Genomic DNA, 22373 nt, shown 5'->3' on the forward strand with positions numbered 1-22373 from the left:
CCCTGCGGCCTTTTTTGAACGGAAAAATGAAAGAGGACCGCGTCTAAGAATGGAGGCTGACCTAGGATTGTCTACACAACGTTATCCTTTTGCATATGATCCGGCTGAACCTTTTGTATCCCGTCTCGGGGAATGGGTTGCCGATGTTTTTTACGATATTTTGCCAGAGTTCGGCTTCGAGGTACGGGATGAACAGATTTTTATGGCGTACCAACTCGAACGGGCCTATGGAGATAAAAAGACCATTATGGCGGAGGCCGGTGTCGGAACAGGCAAGACGTTAGTCTATCTGCTCTACGCGGTCTGTTATGCACGTTATACGGGCAAACCGGCAGTGATCGCCTGTGCCGATGAGTCCTTGATTGAACAGCTTGTGAAGCCCGGTGGAGATATTGCGAAGCTGGCTGCACATCTGGACTTGGAAGTGGACGCACGTCTGGGCAAGTCACCGGATCAATACGTCTGTCTGAACAAACTAAGTGCGATGCGATTTGCGGATGAAGATGCGCCTGTTATTGAAGAAGTGCATGAGAGTCTGCCGGATTTTGTGAACACGCCGGGTACACTTCAGGCCTTCCATCCGTATGGTGACCGCAAACAGTATCCACATCTGAATGATCGTCAGTGGAACAAAATCAACTGGGACCCGTTCCAGGATTGTTTTGTTTGTCCTAAAAGACAACGCTGCGGCCTGACGCTGTCGCGTGACCATTACCGACGTTCCAAAGACATCATCATCTGTTCCCATGATTATTACATGGAGCATGTGTGGACCTATGATGCGCGCAAACGCGAGGGACAATTGCCCTTGCTGCCTGACCACAGCTCAGTTGTATTTGATGAAGGACATTTGCTGGAAGAAGCAGCCCTGAACGCACTGAGCTACAAGCTGAAACACCGCATCTTTGAGGAACTCGTCACTCGCCTGTTAGAAGGAGAGATTCGTGAATCCCTCGCGGAGTGTGTAGATGAAGCGATTGAGAGCAGTGAGCGACTGTTTGCATTGCTGGATACGTATACGGTGGCGATCCCTGGTTCGGAACGGAAAGAAGTTCGGGTAGAAGCACCGCTTCTGCGTGAGATTGAACGTCTGACGAGTGTGCTGGATGCGATCGGTGAGGAATTGGTATTTGAGAGCGGATTGTTCTCGCTGGATGGTTACCAGATGCGTGTTGTGGAAGAACATCTCGATATGATTCAGTCTGCGCTTGCCTTGTTCCGCAAGGAAGATGGTTACATCTGTTGGGCGGAAGAGAGCGAGGATGAGACGACCTTATCGATCATGCCGCGCACCGTGAAGGAAATGCTGAACGAGCGTGTGTTCAACACAGGTATTCCAATCGTGTTCTCCTCCGCCACGTTATCTGTGGACAGTTCATTCCGTTATGTGGCGGACAGCCTGGGCATTGATGATTTTGTATCATTCTCGGTGGCTTCTCCGTATGATTATGCGGACAAAATGAAGATGAAAATTACCGATGAAGCTATACCGGGTCACCCGGAGAATGAAAATCGCATGCGTGATGCGGTGTCGTTACTTCAGGAGAGTGGAGGACGTGCGCTGGTTCTGTTCCGTACGATGGAAGAGCTACGTGCGTTCAAGCAGGACATCGTTCATGTACCTGAAGCAGAAGGTTTGCGCTTTATGTATGAGGGCGACCGGGAGATCAGTGATCTGATTGCGGCGTTCCAGCAGGATGAGGAGAGTGTGCTATGCTCCGTTAATCTGTGGGAAGGACTGGACGTTCCAGGTCCGTCATTATCCAATGTCATGATCTGGTCGCTTCCGTATCCACCACAGGACCCTGTCTTCAATGCAAAACGCAGTGCGTCGGCAGCACCATACGAAGAGATCGATCTTCCGTATATGCTCCTGCGTGTGAAGCAAGGTCTTGGACGTCTGATTCGGACAAGCACCGATTCCGGTTCTGCGGTCATTCTCGATGAATCGCTGTATACCAAAAAGGAAGCCAAAGACCGCATTGCGGCCCTGCTTCCCGAAGGTGTGGAATGGACAACCCTGACACACTAACTAGCTTACGTTAAATGTTCTTGCTTTATTTTCGATGATAAAGTTTCTTGCCAAAATAAGTTCTTGTTCTCTGCGGATTCACCATCCGTAAGTGAGCAAGGGCTTTTTTTGTTTTGATGGTTCCTTCAATGTACTTCTCTTCCCTTTTTTCGAGGGATTTTCCCTCGCTCCTCGCTACCAATCGCTCCAACATTCTAACGAACCTACCGCACCTTATTAGGGTGATAATGAAGAGATGTAAATTCTAACGAATCTCAGTAACGTTATCCCGCCGAAAATAGCTCTTAAGCCTGTAAATCGACCGATTTGGAGAAATAACGTCGCTGTGATTCGTTACACGTCAGACCTGCGCAAATAGGAGCGAATAGCGTGTGTCAGGTTCATTAGAACCAATGACCAATGAGCGCTAATAAGGGAGGGCCTCTGTCATGCTCATGACTTATGGGAGATGGAAGCCCCTTTTTGATGTGTACAGATTTATGCTGTGTTAAAAAATACCCATGCTCAGATACCGTTCCCCGGTATCCGGCGCAATGCAGAGCACCCGGTGACCCGCCCCCAGTTCCTTCGCGATGCGAAGGGAGGCCCACACCGATGCCCCAGAGGAAGGGCCGAGCAACAGCCCTTCCCGGGCAGCAAGCTGCCGCATCGTATCCAGTGCGTCCTCATCGGACACCTGGATGATGGCATCCCACACGTCGGTATTCAGGATGTCCGGAATGAACCCCGGACTTGTACCGACGAGCTTGTGTGGTCCGGGCTCGCCACCGGACAACACCGGAGAACCTTTGGGCTCCACCGCATAGATGCGAATACCGGGTAACTGCTTGCGCAGTTCTTCCCCGGTTCCCGTAATCGTTCCGCCAGTGCCCGCCGTAGCGATGAAGGCGTCCAGCCTGCCATCCATCTGCTGCATAATCTCGGGAGCCGTCGTGATCCGGTGAATGTCCGGGTTCGCCTGATTCTCGAACTGCTGCGGAATGAAACTTCCCGGAATGTCTGCTTGAAGTTCTTTCGCTTTGCGAATCGCACCAGGCATCCGCTCTGCAGCAGGGGTGAGCACCACATCTGCGCCGTAGGCTTTCAGAATGTTGATGCGTTCCTTGGACATATTGTCCGGCATGATCAGAATGGCTTTATATCCTTTGGCGGCGGCATTCATCGCAAGACCAATCCCGGTATTGCCGCTCGTTGGTTCGATAATGGTAGCACCAGGGAGCAAGTGTCCCGCAAGTTCAGCCTGAATGATCAGGTTATAGGCGGCACGGTCTTTGACGCTGCCACTCGGGTTAAAGTATTCCAGTTTCACGTATACGTCAGCGGAGTCGCTGCCTGTGAGTCGGTTCAGTTTAACGGCAGGTGTCTGGCCGATCAGTTCTGTCACATCTGCGGCAATGCCTGTATGTGCGGGTGTTTGTTTAATCGAATGTGTATTCAAATCCATGAAGTACAACTCCTTGATTGATAAGACGTTGAGCGTATATCCGGTTGAAATCAATTCATGCCTTATTGGAATGGTTGGATATCTCTTCTCCATCTTAATGAACACAGCTAGCGATGGTCAACTTGTTTTGCTGGGGAATGGGTTCTATATTGTCAGAGTTGTATCAAGTCTGCGCCAAGTCCATCTGCAGATGCCGACTGAGTTCTTTTTTGACTTCATTACGTGCGAATGTCCACAGCATATAGAACCGTTGCCAATACCCTCTGCACATATACAGAGTTTCGATACCCTCGGCTTCCCGTTTCTCTTCCAGTACTTTGACACCGCGGGTTCTCATCTGTTTACGAAGGGCCAACATCTCCTTGAGCACATTGTTTTGAATGCGGGTCAGCGACAGAATGTAGACTTCGGGCATCTTCAGCAGCAACGTATCCAGTGTGTGAATATCTCGTTCAAGTACATCCAGTAATAGCGTGCGCACAACCAGACCTTTGATCAGACGATGGTCTTCATCCGCAGGGGATGGGGCGGAAGTTGAGGATGTCATATGTTCACTTCCTTAACCTTTAATTGGAATTTTATATTTACAGAACATGTGTTCCTATATTATAATCAATATATGTAATGGAGATACACAATACAACCGAGAAATATTGGAAGCACACATTACCGCATTTTCCTAAAGGTACAGATAATGAATGAAGCTAGGGATTTAGGGACAAGCCTGCTCCAAAATAAGGTATAATTTATGGGTTTTGCAGGAAACCTAAGGCCATAAACCAAATAAGCCTTATGCAATGCAGTCTGCTACAGAAGTAATTACAAGCAATGAATTACTGCAATGAATTGCTATTACGATTATGATCATGATTTAAGGATGTCTTGCCTTAACACAATGGCACCAGGTCAACGAGTAGAAGTAGCTTTATTTTAGCGAAAATGAGCAACAAAAAAGCCCCTGCCTTGGGCGGCGGGGCCTATGGAATACTGCCGATTCAGCGGCAGGTCTGATGATGTGTTCAGAAATTAAGCAAGATATTGAGGCTTTTCGTAGAACGCCTCTTTTTCAAGAATGACCTTATAAGGTCTTTCCTTGCCCTTCAGGGAGGGCCCAATGGTAGTTAGCGGTACGGCCGGCTTGTGGAAACGATCTTCTTCCTTGGGTTCCGGAACCGGTCGTGATGATTCGGGCGCAGAACTGAGGCGTACCTTTTTTTCGCTGCCCCAGCGCTTGCTTATTTTTTTCGTTTCCGGTTTCATTCCGGTTCGCCTCCTAACAAATCGTTGATGGCGTTGAACAGTTGACGATTCTGTAGGTCAATCTGCTGAAATACCGCCTCATCCGCTTCAATATGTCCAATAATGTGAACGGTGATAACATACCTCTTGGCTACAGGATAGCATAGCAGATACTCTTTCTCAAGGTAATCATCATACAGGTTAATCTTGATTTTATTCTCCCGGTAAGAATCAATCACCAGAATGCGCTTGGGATCATCCGGTTGTTTGTCGTCGTTAGCGGACAAGTCATACTTTCTCCCCGGTTCTCCAACATTACCACATAATTGCTCAATGTAACCACTGTCATCTGTACGGTATATGGCTGTGCCACGTACAGCGAATGGAGGATGAGAGACAAAGGCAGTACGTAAGGCATCGCTCATTCGCTCCAGCATCTTGGCATCTGCTTTGCGGGTACGCAGCAATTCCCTAAAGAACCGCAGCAACTTAAGCAGTTGTAACCTTGCTTCTCCCTCAGTGCGTTTATGCTTCTCAATGATGTTCTCCAATTCTGGATCACTCCAGCGTCCTTGTTCCTCAATACTGTCTGCGATTTTGGAACATGCCACGGACACGGCTGGTGCCCACTTTCCGTCAGAACGGATTTCATATACGAGTGGATTTAACCCCAGCAGATCTGTGGGCATACGCAATCCTTCAACCTTGGTTGTGTCCTTGATGTCTGTAATATCCTCAGGAAGAATGAAAAAAATACGTTTTCGTCCCAGACGACCCATAAACAGACCCATTTCCAGCATTGTATTATCCCGGACTGACGCGTAGTACTTCCCGCGAATTTTGGATATATCATCCGGATGAAAAATAAAAATGGCAAAGTCAGTCGTACGGACCTCTACTTCCAGATCGTCCATGGTATAGCTACTTGGATTAAAAACCCCGGAATACCAAGGGGTAACTTCGGCTGAAAAACGTAAGTTTTCGTGTACTGCGGCTGCAATCGGCTTCGCTTCCAGCGAGCAGCCAATAAAGACTCTTGGCTTTAACGTTTTCATCAATCCGCCTCGCTTAAACGGTAGTGGGATTCAATTGTTATATTATACCATAAACAGCAGAGTAAGTCTGGAAACGTCTGAACTGGACAAAGAATAAGCCGATTACGTTTGCTATAGTGTATGTGTGAAAGGAAAATGATTCCTTTAAAAAGCGCAAGAAAATAAAAAAAGGCCCCAATTTGTCACAGTTGGGTGACTGACAGTTATTTTTGGAAGCTTTGGTCATAGAATAAAGGAGCAGGTTGCACCATTAGCAAGCATTGCTTATCCTGGTGTTGCCGTATGACTGCTGGAGCAGTCCAAAGGCTACTTTATGCCTGTTTTTGAGGGGTCTACTGTTTAGACCCGGTCACGTTGGTGTTATATAATAGAAGAACAAGCAAGTTAGCTTTGGTGTTTAAACTGAATGAACTTGCAACTGCTGTAAGTTGGATTTACAATTTACACAGGAACGAAGAGTGCAGAACCCATCTGTAGAAGCGAAGTGTTCGCCTTAAAGCTTTTTGAATGAAAGCAGCTTCGGAAGCATAAGCGATCACCGGATTTTCCCCAGAGGGAAAATGGAATTCCAAAAATCCGGGGATAACCGCGATCAAAAGAGGGTACTGTAATCCAAGTGTAAGTGTACAATTAAATGTTCAAGCTTATGCATTGTAGTTATTTTTCAGTTTAACTGAGCACAGCTAACCACAACAGAACAGAAAGGATCAGGATACCATGAGTTCCCGAAGGACAATCTCCCCAAGGACGATCTGGAAACGTTACGATCTCTCATACACATAGCGCCCCTTGTAGAGTACACCAACCGGTTCAAAAAAACGGCTGACTCTGCGAAAGAGGGGATTGGAATGAATATTCGAAGGACGTACACGATGATTTCTTCCAGGCTTACCTTTTGCAGGGTACGGTCGGTCTAAAAAACCAACCTACAAACTGCGAGGGAACCTGAATGAAGAGAACATCGTTAACCTTACAACACGTTAAAACAGAGGCGATCAAATTCGCCATTATGCTACTCGGTACATTTATTTTAGCTTTTGCTTATTATCACATTAACTTTCAGAATCATTTATCGGAGGGCGGATTTGTTGGTCTGGCCCTGCTCGGAAAATACGCAACAGGCTTATCACCTGCTATCGGTATGTTGTTACTGGACATTCCGGTCATGATCCTGGCTTGGTTCCTTAAAGGCTGGAAATTCATGATTCAGGCATTGCTTGGCGTCGGTGCATTTTCCCTATTCTATGACGGCTTTGAACGATACTCCACACTGGTATTGTCGTTTAACGGAAATCTGTGGATTCCGGCAGTTCTATCCGGTATTTTGACAGGGGTAGGCGCTGGGATCGTGCTTCGATTCGGTGGAGCGACAGGTGGAGACGATATTCTCGCCGTGCTGGTTAGCCGCTGGAAGGGATGGAAGCTGGGAACAGTTTTCTTTGTCAGCGATGCTTTTGTATTGGGATTGTCGCTTTTCTTTCTTCCGGTAAAAGAAACTTTATATACGATTCTGGCCGTATGGATTGCCAGCAAAGTCATCACGTACGTCGTTAGTGTTCCGGCTCGCGGAACCGTGGTTACAACTTCGGCTGTGAAATTGCCGATACCATCGGCTGCAGCCAAGGCAGTTAACGCTGCTGCTATTTCACAACGGACTACGGTGGCTAGAGGGGTATCCAATTAACCATACGTTTCAGAACAACCATAACCTGTATGCATCATATTCAGGTCTTGATAGTTAAAGTTCATACAAAATCCCTTTTGACTGCTCTTCAGCAGCAAAAGGGATTTTGTTGTTTTCCGATTCATTCAGGACTTGATCGAAGAAGCAATCTGACCATCCTGATTATGGATAATCGCTCGAATATTTTGTTTGCTACTCAGTTCTTTGGCCTTATTTACAGCTTCTGCCTTAGTATCAAATGTGGACAGATAGGTAGACTTTCCTTCTTCTTTGATCGCCCAGCCGGAGTCAGTAGGCACGACATGGATGTTGTCATGACTTTTGGACGAAGAGACGGGCTCGGAATGACGACGATCCGTGGAAGACGACTTTTTAGGGTTGGAATTATCGGAAGAAGATGTGAAGTCCGATTTCGAACTTTCCGGTGCGGGATGATTTTCATCCCATTCTTCCGCCTTAGCTGTCGCTATGGCAATCGAGCGTCCTTCCTCATACCCGTCATCGAGCAGAGCATTGGCAATCTCAATTGCTTTATGTCTGACACGTGGTTCCAGGTTCTTCATGGATACCGGATAATCATGTTTGTTCCAAGGCATATAAACCCCTCCTGTACAATAATGGATTAGTTGTATATTACCCTCTGAGGTGAGGGATAAACGATGAACAGCCGAGGTCGTAAGTGCATTTACCGATGATCTATATAAATTGAAATAAACATTTACACGAAACGGAGAGGACAGAAAAAAACTGAAGAAACGAAGTGTTCGCCTTTATCCCCGGATTTACCCCTTTATAAAAGGAATCAAAAAAATCTGGGGATAACAGCGATCGGAAGGTTGTTCTGTCATCGGAGTGTCCAGTGTAAACATTCTTTAGTTCAACTTATATAAAGGGATCTCGTTCCTATACTTTTGCAAGTCAGAGGAGTATAATGCTGTCCATGAAAGAAATAAGTTCAATAACAGGAATATAAAGGAGTACGTACATATGTTTAGTCTTAGTCTGGCAATCCCTATGCTGTTCACCATGCTGATTCATGCCGCAGACAGCTTGTCATACGCGCTCCGCCTCGGTGGATTACGCACCCGCAGAATCGCGTTGGCCATTTCATTGGCAGGTATCTTGTTGTTGGTTTCTCGAACCTCGAATATGGCCCAGGGTCCGATGGTAGGTAATCTAGTGGATACTGCAACACGTGGAACCAATCCACACTTTGCGGCGCAGCTGCACTGGTTAATGGGTGCGGCAACAATTGGAACGGCATTAGCCATATTGTGTTTTCCAACCATGGTGAAGCTCTCATCAAGAATGGTTGTACATTTTGAAGCAGCCGGTTCCATCCCTGCGATGGTTCGCGGTATGCTGAAGCGAAGCAAGATTAGAAATGCAACGTATTACATCACCCCGCCATCCTGGAAGATGGCCAAACGATTAGTACAACATGGGATGCCAAGACGGTTAATGCTGCTTAATGTAGCGGTAACCGCAATCTATACCACAGGTGTCCTGTCCAGCTTATACGCAGCGTACCTTTACCCAGGGCAGGCTGTAGCTGCATCCCAATCAACCGGGTTAATTAACGGAATAGCGACTATTTTGTTAACCATCCTGATTGATCCGCGGATTTCCCTGCTCAGTGACAAATCATTACGTGGCGAGATCCGTTTGGATCGCATGAATCAGATCTATGGATGCATGCTCGTATCCCGTTTATTCGGTACTCTGTTGGCACAGTTGTTATTAATTCCATTTGCGTATTGGATCGGTTGGATCGTAAGTATGATGTGACGACTTCTTTCCTGAATTGTAGCCAGGCACTCTCTTGTACATCCTTTTGAAACAGCAAATGAGAGGGTGCCTGAGCAAATTGAATTGACGGGGTATTTGTGCTGTGATACTATTAGACCGAATAGTCGGTTTAATTTATGGAGGTTTTTCCAATCGAAGTTAAACGAAGAAAAGATGTTACCCAGATAAAGAAAGACATTGCACGTAATACCAAGGAACTGTTTGCCCAAAAGGGATATAGTGCAACTTCCATGGAAGACATATGTACGATTAACAATCGGAGTAAAGGCAGCATCTATTATCATTTCAAAAGCAAAGAAGAGTTATTCATGTATCTAATCAAGCTTAACAATGAAGATTGGATGGATGCTTGGCTGGACAAAGAAACCGGGTATAAGACTGCCATAGACAAATTGTACGGACTTGCTGATCATTACGTGGATGATTTGGCTAACCCGCTGAATCACGCCATTAACGAGTTTGTCTCGGGTCAGGTCGTCAGTCAGGAGATGCTTGATGAGATGCTTTCCCTGATCCGAATTCCGTATGCGACATACGAGTCCATTATTACTAAAGGGATGGAAGATGGAGAGTTAAAACCGGATGACCCACAGGATGTAATGCACATCATCTACGGTCTGTTTAGCGGATTGACTACACTCTATTATGAGAAGGACCTGACGGATATTCGTCGTATTTACCACAAAGGCATGGCCAGTCTGCTGGCAGGTATTCAACAACATTAATTATGAAAAGCTGATGTAACTGTCAGTTTTTCTTTTTAAATATTAATAAACCGGACAGTCGGTTTAAAAGAGGAGATGGAGAATGAACACATTGTTCAGAAACAAAGCTTTTTTAATCGTGACAGGGTCTGATCTGCTACAAAATCTGGCGATATGGATCCGGAATATGGCAATCCTCTATTATGTAATGGATCGAACTCAAGGAAGTCCAATAGCTGTCTCGCTGATTACCGTACTTGAATATGCCCCGATTTTTGTTTTCTCCATCATAGGCGGTGCACTTGCTGATCGCTGGAATCCCAAACGTACGATGATACTGGGGGATATTCTGAGTGCGTTGTCTATTGTCATGATAATTGGCGTTTTATCTTCCGGGTATTGGCAGATTCTATACGTAGCCACATTTGTATCCTCTATCGTTAGCCAGTTTTCTCAACCATCCTCTCTAAAGATTGTGAGGCGAAATGTAAAAGGAGAACATTTGCAGTCTGCAATTGCTATTACCCAGAGTGGTCAATCGTTGTTTTTAATTCTCGGACCAATCGTCGGAACGTTTATATACACTGCAATGGGAATTCAGGCATCCATGTACGCATTACTCATTCTATTCCTGATCTCTGCGCTTCTACTCACATTTCTGCCTAAAGACGCCACTCAGCGGGTAACAAGTACCTCATTATTAGCGGATATCAGAGAGGGCTGGCAATATGTTGCTCGATCTCGCTCGTTAAAAATGCTTAGTCTGGTATTCATCTGTATAGGGCTTTCTGCAGGTCTCATCAGTCCACTTGGAATATTTCTGATCACTGAACGTCTGGGACTTGAAGCAACGTCGTTACAGTTTTTATCTGGTGCGTCTGGAATAGGTTTATTGATTGGAGGAGGTATTGCGGCTGCTGTAAGTGCTAAGCTGAACCAGACCTTAATTCTGCTTGTAGGTGTGCTGTGTCTGGCTGTAGCCACGATGGGGGAAGTGTTATCCAGTTGGTTCTGGCTGACCCTTTTGATCAGCTTCTTAAGCTCAATCAGTATGGCATTCATCAACGTCATCATCTCCACGTACTTGGTCACTCGGATAGATGAGCATTTGATCGGGAGAGTGAATGGCACCATCACCCCTTTATTCATAGGAAGTATGCTTCTTGGATCTTCCATGGCAGGTGTACTGATGAACAGCACATCCATTTTTATCGTCTACGCAATTTCGGTTACCGTGATGATCATGGGTATTGTTCCAGCGATGCGAATTCAATTTCGTAATGATCAGACGGCTTCTGCCAGCCAATTAAATTCGGAAATCTCTTCGAGCCAAACCTAATCAATGCATTCTCATGCAACAATAGTTCGTCTATGAAAAAAAGAATGTACAACAAAAAAGCAGCGGGATCATCCCACTGCTCTTTTTGTATTTGCATTATAACTTATTGGAAAAGGACGGCGTACTCACCGTATCCTTCTTTTTGCAAGTCTTCTTTGGGTACAAAACGAAGTGCCGCAGAGTTGATGCAATAACGCATTCCACCTGCTTCGGCAGGACCATCGTTGAACAGGTGACCCAGATGGGAATCGCCCTCACGACTTCTCACTTCGGTACGAATCATGAAGTGGCTGAGATCGGTTTTTTCCTTCACGTTGTGGTCACGCAATGGACGTGTGAAGCTCGGCCAGCCGCAGCCGGAGTCGTATTTGTCGGTAGAACTGAACAATGGCTCGCCAGATACGATGTCCACATAGATACCATCACCGTGGTGATCCCAGAATTCGTTATGGAATGCAGGCTCGGTCGCGCTGTTCTGCGTAACTTCATATTGAATCGGCGTCAAACGCTCTTTCAGCCCGTCTTTATCCACGTTACCGGTCCAGTTGCGTTCGATGAAATCTACACGTCCAGAACCTTTGCTGTAGCGTTTGTAATGGGCAGGGTTCTTCCGGTGATAATTTTGGTGATGTTCTTCCGCTTCATAGAACGGTTTGGCTGGCAAAATCGGAGTGAAGATTGGTTTATCAAAACGTCCGCTTTGTCCCAGCTCCGCTTTGGAAGCTTCCGCAATCTGGCGCTGTTCTTCGCTGTGATAGAAGATGGCCGTCTGATAGGAAGATCCACGGTCATGGAATTGCCCGCCTGTATCCGTAGGATCAATCTGCTGCCAGAACAGTTCAACCAGTTTCTTATAAGGGAAGATGGCAGGGTCAAACGTAATTTGCACAGCCTCTACATGTCCTGTTGTCTCCGAGCAGACCTCTTCATATGTTGGATTCTCGGTATCTCCTCCTGTATAACCCGATACGATCTTATGAATACCGGGCAGTTCTTCAAAGGGGGATACCATACACCAGAAGCATCCGCCTGCAAAAGTTGCTAACTCACTTGAATGTTGTTCCATGCTATAGTCACTCCATTTCTGATGAAGATTTAGCGCTCGTGTTCGAGCTCCAGCAATCTACTGTTTTATTGAAACTTGTTACACAAGCATTAGGCTTGCTCTTCTATTATATCCTGAATTGGCAAGCCAACCAAGCCGGAATGAAAACAAGCTGAATCTGAACGGTTTGCTAATTCTGAATTCAGGCTTTGTTGCGTGACCGGAAGCGAAATAAGAGTAATACAATGGCCATGAACACCAGATATCCGGCAAGGATGGCCAGGCTCAGCCAGATTGAGGTTTCAGCCTGTGCACCTGCATAGGCAAATACAAAAATCGCTGGCATTTTCCCAATGGCCGTGGCAAGCATGAAGACCCAGAATGGCGTGTACGTTATACCTGCGTAGATATTAACGGCCATCTGGGGCACGATCGGCAACAGTCGCATCGACATGACACCCATGAACGGATGTGCTTCCATCCATGTGGTAAAACGGTTCAGACCCCGAATACGTTCGAGGTACGATCTCGCCTGATGTCTGAAGATGGTTCTTGCTCCGCCATAAACGAGCATGGCAGCAAGTGTGGTGCCAAGCCAGCATATCCAGGCTGCTGTGGTGGTACCGTAACTGTAACCAAAGGCGATAATAACAAACTTATAAGGAATTACAGGCACAAGAGCGAACAATGTTGCCATGGCGAGTAACAGCGGAATGGACTGATGGAGATCGGTCCAGGCCAGCAGTTCATATCTGTAAATAAACGTGACTCCTGCAAGTAAAACATATAACAGAAGCCATAACCATTTTCGCAAAATCCCAAACGCTCCTTTCAGATCAGGCAGGTCTGGTCGTGTCCCGATCTGTACTGCTGTTCCTCCTAAGTTTACCACGTTCGCCCATTGTCTGAACAATTCGTACGAAGTGTGCTGCAATCATTGGCAAGTTGCTGTCCGAAGGGTTACACTATAGGACGTGGAAATATAGAACCGAACTGAAGGTGGAATGATCATCATGGAAACAACCCAACGTAAACGAGTTGCAATTATCGGCCTCGGCGATATTGCACGTAAAGTATATTTGCCGCTGTTAACAGCTCATCCGAACGTGGAGATTGTAGGCATTATGAACCGATCTCCGGAGCCGGTCAAAGCCGTTCAGGAGGCGTATCGATTAGAACGGGGAACAACGGATCTGAAAGAACTGTTGTCCTGGGACTTGGATGCGGTGTTTGTACATACAGCAACGGAAGCGCACTTTGACATTGTCATGCAATGTCTGGAACAGGGATTAGCCGTGTACGTAGACAAGCCGTTGTCCTATACGATTCGGGAGTCGGAAGAGATGACTGCTTTTGCCGAGGCACAAGGGCTGTTACTGGCAGTGGGCTTCAACCGCAGATTCGCACCGATGTACCAAAAAGCGAAAGAATGGATGCAGGGTGGAAAAGGTTTTGAATCCTTGACAGTGACCAAACATCGTACAGGCATTCAGGATCGTCCTGCGGCAGAAACCATCTATGATGATCTCATCCATATGCTGGATCTGATGTTGTGGTACTCGGATCATAATGTGGAGTTGCTTCATCAATGGATTCGGAAGAATGATCTGGACAGACTGCTGCACGCAACCGGAACGGCCAAGCTGGGCAGAACAGCCTACGGTCGATTCGATATGTTGTGTGAAGCTGGGGCAGATCTGGAGAAGATCGAATTGCATGGTGGTGGACGATCTGTTGAAGTGGTGAACATGGACACGATCAGCTGCATGGAACAGGGGAGTCTGGAAACCAAAGAAACGTTCGGGAGCTGGGAAACCGTGTTAACACGCAGAGGTTTTAGCGGAGCAGTTGATAATTTCCTGGCTTGTCTGGACTCACCTGATGATTGCCTGATCAGTGCAAGTCACGTCATGGACAGTCATGAACTGGCGGAACAATTGATTCGCAAATAATTGCAGAATACACATACGGAGGAATACAAGTCATGGATGAATATGAAAAGGAACGTAATAAACAGATCGAGGAAGCTGTTGTAGAAACCTATAAACAGGAAGAAGAGATGATGATCCTCGTATTTGCCCAGTGGTGTGTCAATAATGGTTTGGACCCGGAAGAGATGTACCGGCAAGCCTACCCGGATCAGCAGAGCAACGAGCGTTTGCAGCAGGTGCAGAAGCTGATTGTATCCAAGGAGGAAGCCGGTGAGATCCCGGATGATACGGTACTTGGCGTGTTGTCCATGTTTGGCAATGAAGATCTGGCGATGGTTGTATCCGAGGCCATAGCCGCGCGCAAATAAGTTCAACTTACGTATACTGGTATGATTACATCTGTTCCCGGTGAATGACGCGGAATTCCTTCGGGGACATGCCGAACCGGGAACGGAATACCCGATGAAAATAGGTATAGTTGTTAAAGCCGGAAGACTCAGACACTTGCTCCAGGGTCATTGGACTGAAAATAATTCGTTCCCTGGCCATATTCAGCCGTACGTCAAGCGTGTATTGCATGATGCTTTTGCCAAACGCTTCTTTGAAGAGATGAACGCCCCGTGAAACACTGATGCCAATATGTGTTGCCACATCATCGAGCTTGAATAAAGAGGAAGCGTTTTCTTCAATGTAGTTTTTGATCTCATAAGCCACATAATTGGTGTTGGTTATCGTTGGATGCTCCGCGAGCAGACGATCCACTTCGAGACATAAAATTCGCATATAATAACTTGAAATTTCCGGATAAGGATTGGAGATGCGGCGCTGCTCCAGTACGAGCTGTCGAAACAGGACCAAGAGACTTTCCGTCAGTTCGACTTTGATTCGGGTCGGCCGTTTGTGACGTTTCCACCACTCATCCACCCAGGAACCATTAAAGAAGATGTGATAGTCACCACTCTCCACTAGTCGTTCTCCCATCGGATTGGTTTCATTGTCTATTCTCAGCTCATAGGGTTCGTCAGGATCAAAAAGAAGCAGATCGCCCGCATCCACCAGGGACATGTCCCCGTCTATGCGTGCACGGCAACGTCCGTCTGTTTGCAGTCTTAACAGGTAGTTCTTCACCCCTTCAGGCTGCACCATAGCGTAGGGTTTACGATGAAATGAAAAGCCTGCTGTAAGAACTTGGCAGGTTTGATCTGTCGGCATGGGCATACTCCTTGCAATTTGAAAATTATGACCAGATAGTTCATGTTTCAATCATATTATTCATTTTAATTGAAGCTGAAACGGAATACCATAGTATTAGATTTAAGGAACAGGAAACATCCAACAAAACATATGTATCTCAACCATTCAAACGCAGATTTTCACCATGCGTAAGGAGATGAACGTCACAGTGGAGAAAATGAAAGCAGGCATCATCGGGTGTGGTAACATCAGCGCCATCTACTTGGAAAATCTCAAAAACAACCCGGTCATTGAAGTCGTGGCTGTTGCGGATTTGATTCGTGAACGCGCTCAGGAACGGGCAGATGAATTTAATATCGCAAACGTTTACAATGTAGATGAGTTGCTGCAAAATAACGAAATTGAACTTGTGTTGAACCTTACGGTTCCTGGCAGTCACGCCATGACCGATCTGGCTGCACTCGAAGCAGGCAAACATGTGTATGCCGAGAAGCCGCTGGCAATTTCTCTTGAGGATGGTCGCAAGGTTGTTGAGTTGGCTGAGGAAAAGGGATTGTATGTTGGCTCTGCACCGGATACCTTCCTTGGTTCAGGCATACAGACAGCTCGTAAAGCCATTGAGGATGGGCTGATTGGCAAGCCGGTTGCAGCGACTTCATTCTTCATGGGTGGAGGACCAGAAGCTTGGCATCCTAATCCGGAGTTCTTTTATGTTGCAGGTGGCGGACCGATGTTTGATATGGGACCCTACTACCTGACCGCTCTGATTACGCTGCTTGGACCGATACGCAGAATCAGCGCCTCGGCAGGCATACAGATTGCAGATCGCAAGATTGGCTCCGGACCGAAGGAAGGTACAGCGCTACAAGTAGAGACGCCTACTCACTTGGCAGGAACCATTGATTTCGCAGAAGGAGCCATTGCAACCATGATCACCAGTTTCGATATTCGCGGAGCTTCGGATCTGCCACGTATTGAAATCTATGGTACAGAAGGTACGCTTAGTGTACCGGACCCCAATTATTTTAACGGGGAAGTGAAGGTTCGCAGATACGGTCAAGACACTTGGGAGACGGTCAAACCAGTCTTCGAAAGTGGACAAAACGAACGAGGCATCGGCGTAACCGAAATGGTTGAATCCATTCGTGCCGGAAGGGAACACAAAGCCAGTGGCAAGCTAGCTTATCACGTACTGGAAGCCATGCATTCATTCCAGCGTTCTTCACTTGAAGGCAAGCACATACATCTGGAGAGCAGCTATGATTCTTTTGCAGTAACTCGCACAGTTCAAACTGAGATTGAAACCGTGGAATCCCACTAGTCTGAGTAAAAGTGTTCGAAGCTTGATGCTCTTACAAGTGGTGAAGAATAACCAGTATTCTTACGTTCAATTTCAGGATAGAAACACTCTCGATTTTCCACACTAATCAAACAGGCATGTGATCTGAACGGTAATTGTATACAGTTCAATATTCATGAATTCAGCAATCATACGATATCTAATCCAGGGAGGAATCGCACTTGAAACTCGGCGTATTTTTGGTACTATTCGGAGGACGTAAATTGGAGGATGCTCTTGATTATGTAGCATCCAAGGGATTAAAAGCAGTAGAGATCGGAACAGGCGGACATCCAGGCAATGCACATTGTAAGCCAGATGAGTTGTTAAGCAATCCTACAGCATTGAAAAACTTCAAAAATGCAGTGGAATCACGTGGTTTGACGATCAGTGCACTCAGCTGTCACGGTAACCCGCTACATCCGCAAAAGGATATTGCCAAAGGATTTCACGATGATTTTGTTAAATCGGTAGAACTGGCTGAGAAGCTGGAAGTACCTGTAGTGAATACATTCTCCGGTTGTCCGGGAGACCATGAGGATGCCAAATATCCGAACTGGCCTGTTGCACCATGGCCAAATGACTTCCAGGAGATCCTGAAGTGGCAATGGGAGAACAAAGTGATCCCTTACTGGACAGAGTGGGGTAAATTTGCAGCAGATCGTAACGTAAAAGTTGGATTGGAGTTGCACGGTGGATTCTCCGTTCATACACCAGCAACCTTGCTGAGACTGCGTGAAGCAGCAGGTGAAGTGATCGGAGCCAATCTGGACCCAAGTCACATGTGGTGGCAAGGTATTGATCCGGTTCAGGCAATTCACATCTTGGGACGTGAAGGAGCCATCCATCACTTCCATGCAAAAGATACAACGATTGATCCGGTCAACGTGAACAAACACGGTGTAACGGATATGCAGGACTATACCAATATGCTGGATCGGGCTTGGCAGTTCCGCTCGGTTGGTTATGGACATGATAACAAGACATGGGCAGACATTATGAGTGCCTTGCGTCTGGTCGGATATGATTATGTAGTAAGTATTGAGCACGAAGACGGTCTGATGTCGGTTGAAGAAGGATTCTCTAAAGCCGTGCAAAATCTCCAGCAAGTATTAATCGAAGAACCGCTGGGCGATATGTGGTGGGTTTAGAGCTACACTAGGGGGAAATTGAATATGATCAACGTCACCATTTGGAATGAATTTGTCCATGAGAAAATTCACGATGAAGTAAGGGAAGTCTACCCGGATGGTCTGCATCGAGCACTGGCTGACGGACTTGGCGGCGAAGGCTTTGCTATTCGTACAGCTACACTGGATCAGCCTGAACACGGATTAAGTGATGAAGTGCTGAATTCCACAGATGTGCTCATATGGTGGGGACATATGGCACATGATCGCGTAAGCGATGAGATCTCACAGAAGGTTGCGCAGCGAGTGCTGAACGGGATGGGAATGATTGTGCTCCATTCAGGTCATTTCTCCAAACCATTCAAAGCGCTGATGGGAACAAGCTGCGATCTGAAGTGGCGTGTAGCTGACGAGCAGGAAATTGTATGGTGTGTTAACCCATCTCATCCGATTGCGGATGGCATCGAAGGCAAGATTGTATTGGAAAAAGAAGAGATGTACGGTGAATTCTTCGATATTCCAGTACCGGATGAACTGGTGTTTGTGAGCAACTTCCAGGGTGGGGAAGTATTCCGGAGCGGATGTACGTTCCGGCGTGGTGAAGGTAAAATCTTTTATTTCCGACCAGGTCATGAGACGTATCCGACCTATTACAAACCGGAAATATTAAGAGTGATCAGCAATGCTGTGAAATGGGCATATCCTGCCCGCAGCTTTAAGCCGGAATTTGGCAAGAGCGAACCTGTAAGACCATTTGGTGGCGTGCTGGTCTAATTCACTAACTCAATCGTGTAATGGAAATTATAAGTTTTATTCAAAAAGAACCCTTCTCCGAGTCATTGATGACTGTGGCAGCTGGGTTCTTTTTGGGTAAGATAGTACTATGGGGAAGTTATACGATATTTCCCATGGTGACGACGTAGCGTGTAATGTATACTGGGATGTATGATCCATTTTGGATGATATGCTTCTAAAATTTAAACTTTTTAGTTGCAGGCGTTTTCTTTGAAGCTTAAATATGTTATTATGAAATATACTAACAAAATGTAAGTTGATTTGAGTGATCTCTAAAGAGGTGATTAATGTGGAAGGTCAAGACTTGCGGATGTGTCCGCGTTTTGAGACGGCGTTTTCTTTTTTGGGCAAGCGCTGGAATGGTTTAATTATTCAAACATTGATGAGTGGTTCGAAGCGATTCAAGGATATCTCCAATCTGATTCCATCCATGAGTGATAAGATGTTATCCGAACGGATGAAAGATCTGGAGAGTGAAGGTATTCTGGTTCGTCACGTCTATCCCGAGACGCCAGTTCGTATTGAATATGAACTGACGGATAAAGGTAGAGCGCTCCAGCCTGTCATGAATCAAATTCAAGACTGGGCTGAGCAGTGGGTTGACTAACGCATAAGCAATATCACCCACTTTTGTTGCATGAATGACATAGACTCCTGATTTCTGTGGAAATCAGGGGTTTTTGTCTTAAGTACTATGTTGATCGGCGTTTTTCTCTTGGGCTATGCACATGTTGTCATGAGTTGTAGTATAATCTATAGAAAATGGCCACAGACGGCCGGAGCGAAGGAGGCCCACTTGTCATGAGAGAAGAAAGCTTATCCCGTGAAGTACGCTACGGCAAAAAAGATATTGCAGAACTTGAGAGCGCATCCATTCAGGTCCATCTAATTTACAAAAAAGCTGCAGAGTTGTTTAAGCGCACAGCCTATTCCCGTTCGGTTAAGGATGATCTTGCCGAAGTGAATACGCATTCTGTGAACAGCGATGGTCCGAGATTAGCTCCGGCGGTGCTGCAAAAATGGATTCAAACGTCCAGGGGCTGGAAGTGTATCGGATGTGAGCTGGGACAACCTGATTCAACGATGTCTCAGATGGAAGAAACTATGCATGGTAAGCAATTGGCTTTAGATGTGGGAGAAGGTCGGTTGGTTCAGGCAGAAATGCTGATTCAGGCGGTTGTCTGGTCTCAATATGAGAAGATTCGAATGTTTGCACCATGGCTTGGTGATGAACCCTTTTATAGCGTGCAGGAGCTGGATGTCATTGCCCGTTATATTGTGCCTACCTATTTCTCGGAACGGCCTTTGCATGAGCAAGGCAAGGTATTTAAGGTCCATCAACAATATGGGCAGATTCCGTTGTATCAGGAGTATGTAGACGCACCTTCATGTTGCGTGCAGGTTGACGGTGGATTGCTTGAAGGGCGATTGCTGACAGGTGTATACGTATCTGAGGAGCAGTTCTTCGGGCTTAATCCATATCTGAAAGATGGCGATGGAGGACGGACATACATGCAGGCTAGTGTCCAATGATAACGTAACCAATGAGAACATAAAAATGATATAGATTGGAGAGCCTGTGTGCAGGCTCTCTTTCTTGTACAAGCCTTATTTGCAGGCGGTAGCCTATAAAAGTAACGGCTTTGACACTTTTTTTTGCCGAAGGTTGTGCCATAATAGAGGTTATGGACAACAGGGTGAATGATTTTACGCAGGGTGGTGTTACCTACATGATGAAGAAAATCCCCGGTTACATAGGTGTATGTTTGCTCCTACTGGCGATCTTGGCTGGTTGTAGTGAGACACAGCCTTCTGAGCAGCCAATTGTCAAAGAGACAGAAACAGCGAATACAATCACAGTGGCTGTAGATGGCAGTACGTTTTTGCCTGATGCAACAAAGTCCATTAAGCGAGATTTTAGTGAGGGTTTGACACTCAAAAAAGCATTACTCAATAGCGGACTGGTTGATTTTACGGCAGATGGCAAGCGGATTCAATCCGTGGGTGAAGTTTCTCTGGATTCTTCGCTGAGCTGGGCTGTCAAATTAAACGGCAAGGATATTGAACAGGAAGATTGGGACATGGAGCTTCATGCCAAAGATGAAGTGATCATTTACGTGAAAGCCGCTGACAGTGGGGGGGATGGCGTTGCATATCAGACAACGTTACTCAAGGTTAGCGGTGGAAACATTATGCCAACCCTTAATCGTCAATATGCCGGCGTCTACGTTCAAGAGTGCACAGTTCGCGATGTGTTGAAGTCCAGCGGCATTGTAAGAATGTCGGAGAACAACAAATTTGTCGTCTCGGTCGAGAATGTCACGCCTCGTATGAATGAGCGGTGGGTCATTATGGTGAATGACAAAGAATTAATGGAAAATGGTCTGGACATGAAATTGAATCCACGTGATGCGGTAAAGCTCGAATTAACCAATGCATCCTAAGTATACCAAGAAGCCCAATCTCTTTTTAGAGAACTGGGCTTTTTTTCATTAAATATATAAACAAGATCCGATCAGCATAGTCAAATATTAAATACGACAGATCTCGTTCGGGCAAAGCTCACAGTGACAGATTCCTTGCAGCATCTTCAGATCTTTGATGACAATCATTCCATTGTCATATTCAATCCCATCTTTCTTACGCAGGTCGCTTAACATGCGGTTTACACTTTCACGAGTGGCTCCAATCATATTGGACAGGTCCGTGTGGGTAATTTTTTTGTGAATAATGACATGCTCTCCATGAGGCTCACCATACGAATTCGACAACCGAATGAGGGTGGAGCAAAGTGCACCCGGTTTGCCATATAACATGAGATCCCGGAATTTGGTCTGTGTCAACCGGTGGTGGATGCCCATCCATTTCATAAAATCGATCGCGAAGTCACAATGCTGGCAGATTAACATTTCCAGGTCTTTATGTTCCAGTACACCGATCTCACTGTCCTCCAATACTTCCGCTGAGAAGCTGTGTTTAGAGCCAAAGAAGGGATCAGCCTGCCCAATCATATCACCGGATTGATACATGTACATGATCAGTTCCTTGCCTTCATCCGTGGATTTGGTGATCTGGGCACGGCCCCGTTTCATATAATAAAGTTTGTCAGAGATGTCGCCTTCCCAGTACAGATGTGTACCTTCCGGATAGGTTCTATCTTTCATGGTAACCAGCAGATGGTTGAAATTTGCTTCCGAGAAACAGTTAGTATTACCGCGCGTTTCCAGTACAGTTGTTAGTTCTCTCATAAGTCTATCTCCCCTTTATGTCCATCGGACGACCTTCTGTAGTAAGCAGTAGCCTCCGAGGTTCGCCGCAAACCGTTGCCGTCCTGATCAGGGTCATCTCGGCCGGGAGGAAGGACGGTACAAATTGCGGTGGTTCAATTTTTAAGTTCAGTATATACCTAATCTTACCGTTTGAGGGGGAAGGAAAGGGGGCAAAAATGACGAAATTTCAAACATTGTGATAAAATTCACTTTTGATGGAGAGGATGAATTTTACAGCCCTATATTTTAAATAGGAAGTGAAAATGGTCGTATGAAGGACACTACAAAACTTAAATTAAATTTGTTATACTTTGTGAAAAAAATCACATAATTAAGTTTATTGTCATGTTACGATGTGAATGTA

22 protein-coding genes are annotated in these 22373 nt (G+C 46.1%); 13 read left to right on the forward strand and 9 right to left on the reverse strand.

Features of this window, described 5'->3' with window-relative positions:
• Positions 1-49: 49 nt before the first annotated feature.
• Entirely contained in the window at positions 50-2032 is a 1983-nt protein-coding gene (locus CXK86_RS08130) for an ATP-dependent DNA helicase (RefSeq protein WP_076250967.1), read from the forward strand.
• A 487-nt stretch (positions 2033-2519) separates the two neighbouring features.
• Here CXK86_RS08130 and cysK read toward each other — a convergent pair whose 3' ends face one another.
• The 4 genes from cysK to CXK86_RS08150 all read right to left on the reverse strand — a co-directional run bounded on the left by cysK (position 2520) and on the right by CXK86_RS08150 (position 5770).
• A complete protein-coding gene (gene cysK, locus CXK86_RS08135) occupies positions 2520-3476 on the reverse strand; it encodes a cysteine synthase A (protein WP_076250969.1) in 957 nt (318 codons plus the stop codon).
• A 163-nt stretch (positions 3477-3639) separates the two neighbouring features.
• Positions 3640-4023 carry a YhjD family protein gene (locus CXK86_RS08140; RefSeq protein WP_036674948.1) on the reverse strand — a complete coding sequence of 128 codons (384 nt, stop codon included), beginning with the start codon at positions 4021-4023 and terminating at the stop codon, positions 3640-3642.
• A 479-nt stretch (positions 4024-4502) separates the two neighbouring features.
• Positions 4503-4736 carry a hypothetical protein gene (locus tag CXK86_RS08145; protein WP_017687536.1) on the reverse strand — a complete coding sequence of 78 codons (234 nt, stop codon included), beginning with the start codon at positions 4734-4736 and terminating at the stop codon, positions 4503-4505.
• On the reverse strand, positions 4733-5770 hold the full coding sequence (locus tag CXK86_RS08150; RefSeq protein ID WP_051447360.1) for a nucleotide-binding protein: 1038 nt from the start codon (positions 5768-5770) through the stop codon (positions 4733-4735). The genes CXK86_RS08145 and CXK86_RS08150 overlap by 4 nt, the downstream gene beginning before the upstream one ends.
• Positions 5771-6719: 949 nt before the next feature.
• On the opposite strand from CXK86_RS08150, the gene CXK86_RS08155 reads away from it, so the two are divergent.
• Positions 6720-7454, forward strand: a complete 735-nt coding sequence (locus CXK86_RS08155) for a YitT family protein (RefSeq protein WP_047843647.1) — start codon at positions 6720-6722, stop codon at positions 7452-7454.
• Positions 7455-7579: 125 nt separating this feature from the next.
• Here CXK86_RS08155 and CXK86_RS08160 read toward each other — a convergent pair whose 3' ends face one another.
• Positions 7580-8050: a DUF2188 domain-containing protein gene (locus CXK86_RS08160; protein WP_076250971.1), complete on the reverse strand. Its 471-nt coding sequence runs from the start codon at positions 8048-8050 to the stop codon at positions 7580-7582.
• 391 nt (positions 8051-8441) lie between these two features.
• On the opposite strand from CXK86_RS08160, the gene CXK86_RS08165 reads away from it, so the two are divergent.
• The 3 genes from CXK86_RS08165 to CXK86_RS08175 all read left to right on the forward strand — a co-directional run bounded on the left by CXK86_RS08165 (position 8442) and on the right by CXK86_RS08175 (position 11306).
• Positions 8442-9242 carry a lipid II flippase Amj family protein gene (locus tag CXK86_RS08165; RefSeq protein ID WP_036614460.1) on the forward strand — a complete coding sequence of 267 codons (801 nt, stop codon included), beginning with the start codon at positions 8442-8444 and terminating at the stop codon, positions 9240-9242.
• Between the two features lie 137 nt (positions 9243-9379).
• The gene (locus tag CXK86_RS08170; protein WP_076250972.1) at positions 9380-9988 is read left to right on the forward strand and encodes a TetR/AcrR family transcriptional regulator; all 609 of its coding nucleotides are present in this window, start codon (positions 9380-9382) and stop codon (positions 9986-9988) included.
• An 82-nt stretch (positions 9989-10070) separates the two neighbouring features.
• Positions 10071-11306 carry an MFS transporter gene (locus tag CXK86_RS08175; protein WP_076250974.1) on the forward strand — a complete coding sequence of 412 codons (1236 nt, stop codon included), beginning with the start codon at positions 10071-10073 and terminating at the stop codon, positions 11304-11306.
• A gap of 103 nt (positions 11307-11409) precedes the next feature.
• On the opposite strand, the gene msrA is transcribed toward CXK86_RS08175, so the two are convergent.
• Together msrA and CXK86_RS08185 are read right to left on the reverse strand one after the other, a co-directional pair.
• Complete coding sequence (gene msrA, locus CXK86_RS08180; RefSeq protein ID WP_076250976.1) at positions 11410-12372, reverse strand: peptide-methionine (S)-S-oxide reductase MsrA; 963 nt, start codon at positions 12370-12372, stop codon at positions 11410-11412.
• Positions 12373-12553: 181 nt separating this feature from the next.
• Positions 12554-13243, reverse strand: a complete 690-nt coding sequence (locus tag CXK86_RS08185; protein WP_143781418.1) for a TVP38/TMEM64 family protein — start codon at positions 13241-13243, stop codon at positions 12554-12556.
• A gap of 121 nt (positions 13244-13364) precedes the next feature.
• On the opposite strand from CXK86_RS08185, the gene CXK86_RS08190 reads away from it, so the two are divergent.
• Positions 13365-14303, forward strand: a complete 939-nt coding sequence (locus tag CXK86_RS08190; protein ID WP_076250978.1) for a Gfo/Idh/MocA family protein — start codon at positions 13365-13367, stop codon at positions 14301-14303.
• Positions 14304-14335: 32 nt separating this feature from the next.
• Entirely contained in the window at positions 14336-14650 is a 315-nt protein-coding gene (locus tag CXK86_RS08195) for a hypothetical protein (RefSeq protein WP_036674958.1), read from the forward strand.
• Positions 14651-14675: 25 nt separating this feature from the next.
• Here CXK86_RS08195 and CXK86_RS08200 read toward each other — a convergent pair whose 3' ends face one another.
• Entirely contained in the window at positions 14676-15494 is an 819-nt protein-coding gene (locus tag CXK86_RS08200) for an AraC family transcriptional regulator (protein ID WP_036674960.1), read from the reverse strand.
• A 190-nt stretch (positions 15495-15684) separates the two neighbouring features.
• Here CXK86_RS08200 and CXK86_RS08205 point away from each other — a divergent pair, with 190 nt between their 5' ends.
• The 6 genes from CXK86_RS08205 (at position 15685) to CXK86_RS08230 (ending at position 21184) form a co-directional block, all read left to right on the forward strand.
• Positions 15685-16797, forward strand: a complete 1113-nt coding sequence (locus CXK86_RS08205; RefSeq protein ID WP_036614448.1) for a Gfo/Idh/MocA family protein — start codon at positions 15685-15687, stop codon at positions 16795-16797.
• A 200-nt stretch (positions 16798-16997) separates the two neighbouring features.
• Positions 16998-17966, forward strand: coding sequence for a sugar phosphate isomerase/epimerase family protein (locus tag CXK86_RS08210; RefSeq protein ID WP_017687548.1), 969 nt, complete (start codon positions 16998-17000; stop codon positions 17964-17966).
• Positions 17967-17990: 24 nt separating this feature from the next.
• Positions 17991-18719: a ThuA domain-containing protein gene (locus CXK86_RS08215; RefSeq protein ID WP_017687549.1), complete on the forward strand. Its 729-nt coding sequence runs from the start codon at positions 17991-17993 to the stop codon at positions 18717-18719.
• Between the two features lie 331 nt (positions 18720-19050).
• The gene (locus tag CXK86_RS08220; RefSeq protein ID WP_074096966.1) at positions 19051-19347 is read left to right on the forward strand and encodes a winged helix-turn-helix transcriptional regulator; all 297 of its coding nucleotides are present in this window, start codon (positions 19051-19053) and stop codon (positions 19345-19347) included.
• 194 nt (positions 19348-19541) lie between these two features.
• Positions 19542-20273: a hypothetical protein gene (locus tag CXK86_RS08225; protein WP_101313604.1), complete on the forward strand. Its 732-nt coding sequence runs from the start codon at positions 19542-19544 to the stop codon at positions 20271-20273.
• Between the two features lie 197 nt (positions 20274-20470).
• Positions 20471-21184: a hypothetical protein gene (locus CXK86_RS08230; protein ID WP_017687552.1), complete on the forward strand. Its 714-nt coding sequence runs from the start codon at positions 20471-20473 to the stop codon at positions 21182-21184.
• A gap of 87 nt (positions 21185-21271) precedes the next feature.
• Here the strand turns inward: CXK86_RS08230 and CXK86_RS08235 are convergent, their stop codons facing one another.
• The gene (locus CXK86_RS08235; protein ID WP_101313605.1) at positions 21272-21988 is read right to left on the reverse strand and encodes a Crp/Fnr family transcriptional regulator; all 717 of its coding nucleotides are present in this window, start codon (positions 21986-21988) and stop codon (positions 21272-21274) included.
• Between the last annotated feature and the right edge of the window lie 385 nt (positions 21989-22373).

The sequence above is a fragment of the Paenibacillus sp. BGI2013 genome (genome assembly GCF_002843485.1).
Lineage (GTDB): Bacteria > Bacillota > Bacilli > Paenibacillales > Paenibacillaceae > Paenibacillus > Paenibacillus amylolyticus.

Bases quoted from the DNA above. Each gene is read 5' to 3' on its own strand.
- CXK86_RS08200 (WP_036674960.1), bottom strand. From the start codon at position 15,494: ATGCCGACAGATCAAACCTGCCAAGTTCTTACAGCAGGCTTTTCATTT.
- CXK86_RS08195 (WP_036674958.1), top strand. From the start codon at position 14,336: ATGGATGAATATGAAAAGGAACGTAATAAACAGATCGAGGAAGCTGTT.
- CXK86_RS08130 (WP_076250967.1), top strand. From the start codon at position 50: ATGGAGGCTGACCTAGGATTGTCTACACAACGTTATCCTTTTGCATAT.
- CXK86_RS08175 (WP_076250974.1), top strand. From the start codon at position 10,071: ATGAACACATTGTTCAGAAACAAAGCTTTTTTAATCGTGACAGGGTCT.
- CXK86_RS08215 (WP_017687549.1), top strand. From the start codon at position 17,991: ATGATCAACGTCACCATTTGGAATGAATTTGTCCATGAGAAAATTCAC.
- CXK86_RS08150 (WP_051447360.1), bottom strand. From the start codon at position 5,770: ATGAAAACGTTAAAGCCAAGAGTCTTTATTGGCTGCTCGCTGGAAGCG.
- msrA (WP_076250976.1), bottom strand. From the start codon at position 12,372: ATGGAACAACATTCAAGTGAGTTAGCAACTTTTGCAGGCGGATGCTTC.
- CXK86_RS08160 (WP_076250971.1), bottom strand. From the start codon at position 8,050: ATGCCTTGGAACAAACATGATTATCCGGTATCCATGAAGAACCTGGAA.
- CXK86_RS08140 (WP_036674948.1), bottom strand. From the start codon at position 4,023: ATGACATCCTCAACTTCCGCCCCATCCCCTGCGGATGAAGACCATCGT.
- CXK86_RS08220 (WP_074096966.1), top strand. From the start codon at position 19,051: ATGTGTCCGCGTTTTGAGACGGCGTTTTCTTTTTTGGGCAAGCGCTGG.
- CXK86_RS08230 (WP_017687552.1), top strand. From the start codon at position 20,471: ATGATGAAGAAAATCCCCGGTTACATAGGTGTATGTTTGCTCCTACTG.
- CXK86_RS08145 (WP_017687536.1), bottom strand. From the start codon at position 4,736: ATGAAACCGGAAACGAAAAAAATAAGCAAGCGCTGGGGCAGCGAAAAA.
- cysK (WP_076250969.1), bottom strand. From the start codon at position 3,476: ATGGATTTGAATACACATTCGATTAAACAAACACCCGCACATACAGGC.
- CXK86_RS08190 (WP_076250978.1), top strand. From the start codon at position 13,365: ATGGAAACAACCCAACGTAAACGAGTTGCAATTATCGGCCTCGGCGAT.
- CXK86_RS08225 (WP_101313604.1), top strand. From the start codon at position 19,542: ATGAGAGAAGAAAGCTTATCCCGTGAAGTACGCTACGGCAAAAAAGAT.
- CXK86_RS08235 (WP_101313605.1), bottom strand. From the start codon at position 21,988: ATGAGAGAACTAACAACTGTACTGGAAACGCGCGGTAATACTAACTGT.
- CXK86_RS08155 (WP_047843647.1), top strand. From the start codon at position 6,720: ATGAAGAGAACATCGTTAACCTTACAACACGTTAAAACAGAGGCGATC.
- CXK86_RS08165 (WP_036614460.1), top strand. From the start codon at position 8,442: ATGTTTAGTCTTAGTCTGGCAATCCCTATGCTGTTCACCATGCTGATT.
- CXK86_RS08170 (WP_076250972.1), top strand. From the start codon at position 9,380: ATGGAGGTTTTTCCAATCGAAGTTAAACGAAGAAAAGATGTTACCCAG.